The organism is Luteimicrobium sp. DT211 (assembly GCF_049844995.1).
Classification (GTDB): Bacteria; Actinomycetota; Actinomycetes; order Actinomycetales; family Cellulomonadaceae; genus Luteimicrobium.
Window position 1 is genome coordinate 1 of the sequence record NZ_JBNCMC010000020.1, and the last position, 1,439, is coordinate 1,439.

The 1,439-nt window shown below is 70.9% G+C and carries 1 protein-coding gene; it reads right to left on the reverse strand.

Annotated features, from left to right (window positions below; all coding sequences use genetic code 11):
- Nucleotides 1-87: 87 nt before the first annotated feature.
- Nucleotides 88-1,323, reverse strand: coding sequence for a DDE-type integrase/transposase/recombinase (locus ACLQ14_RS19395; protein WP_425816089.1), 1,236 nt, complete (start codon nt 1,321-1,323; stop codon nt 88-90).
- Nucleotides 1,324-1,439 lie beyond the last annotated feature (116 nt).

The window sequence follows — 1,439 nt, forward strand, 5'->3', positions numbered from 1 at the left end:
TCTGTGATGTCTCACGACATCGTGGACGGTTCTGTCTCAGGACATCGTGGACGGTTGGGTGTCTCAGGACATCGTGGACGGTCGGGTTCACGAGGCCGCCGGGTGGGTCCTGGGGCCGACGTGTCGGGTCCCGTCGGCTGGACGCGCGTAGGTGCGTAGCTCGTGTCCCGTGCTGGTGGTGATCGTGACGGTCCTGGCGGTGTAGGTGATGGTCACCTCGGTGCCGGCGTGCGGTTTGCCGACGTGGAACTCGGTGCCGTGCGCTTGGGCGCGCCCGGCGCTCGTCACGGTCGTGGTCACGGGCGAGGGAACGATCGCGGTGCGGGCCAGCGGTAGCGGCCGGGACGGGACGGGCGGCACAGGCAGCGGCGGGTTGACCGGGAGCGGTGGCGGGCCGGCGACGGGGGTCGCGTTCCAGGCCTCGACCGGGGTCGCCATGCCCAGCGACTGGTGGCCTCGACGGACGTTGTAGTGCTCGTCGTGGGTGTCGAGCTGGGCCTGGAGCTCGGTGATGGTGGCCGCGGCGGGCCGGGCGTTGAGGAACTTGATCGTGGTCTTGTGCACGCGTTCGTTCTTGCCCTGGGTGGTCGGCTTGCCCGGCTTGCCGGTGAGCGGGACCACGCCAAGGGAACGCAGGAGCTCGACCAGGGCCCCGGTGTGCCCGCGGCGGGTCGGGTTGAACGCGGCACCGTTGTCGGACAAGAACCGCAGCGGGACCCCGAACCGGTCGATCGCGAGGCCCACGACCTCGATCGCGTTCGCGGACGTCTCCCCGCGCGCGGCCAGGGAGGCCAGGATCCGGCGGGAGTGGTCGTCGATGACCTGGAACACCGTGGCCGGGGACCCGTCGGCCAGGGTCCAGTCGAACGCGTCGATCTGCCACATGCAGTTCGGGGCCGGGTGGACGAACCGCCGGTTCGCGGCCCGGGGCCGTTTCCGAGGGTCGGGGACTACGACACCCTCGGCGCGGAAGTACCGGGCCAACGTCGCCCGCGACGGTGCGTGAAGCCCGGCCCGGCGCATCTGGTCGATCACCGACAACGGGCCGTGGTCCAGGCCCCGGCGGGCGAGGTCCGCGCGCACCGCCAGGGCCTGGTCCACGCCCTCGCGTCCGACCCTTCCCGGGCTCGTGGCCGGTGCACGCGACCCGGGGACGACGACCGCTCCCGGGCCGTGTTCACGTGCCAGGGCCTGGATCTTGTAGAACACGCTGCGCGAGATCTGGTGCTCGACGCAGAACGCGCTGACCGCACCCCGCGGCGCGTCGTCGGACCAGGTCGCGATCGCCCACCGCACATCCGGCGGCACAGGGTTCGTCTCCACGAGCTCCAAGCCCACGCCCACGGACACCGGGCCGCCGAACTGTCCACGATGTCGTGAGACACCATGCCCGGAATGTCACCCGAAGAAGTGTCCACGATGTCGTGAGACTTCACAGA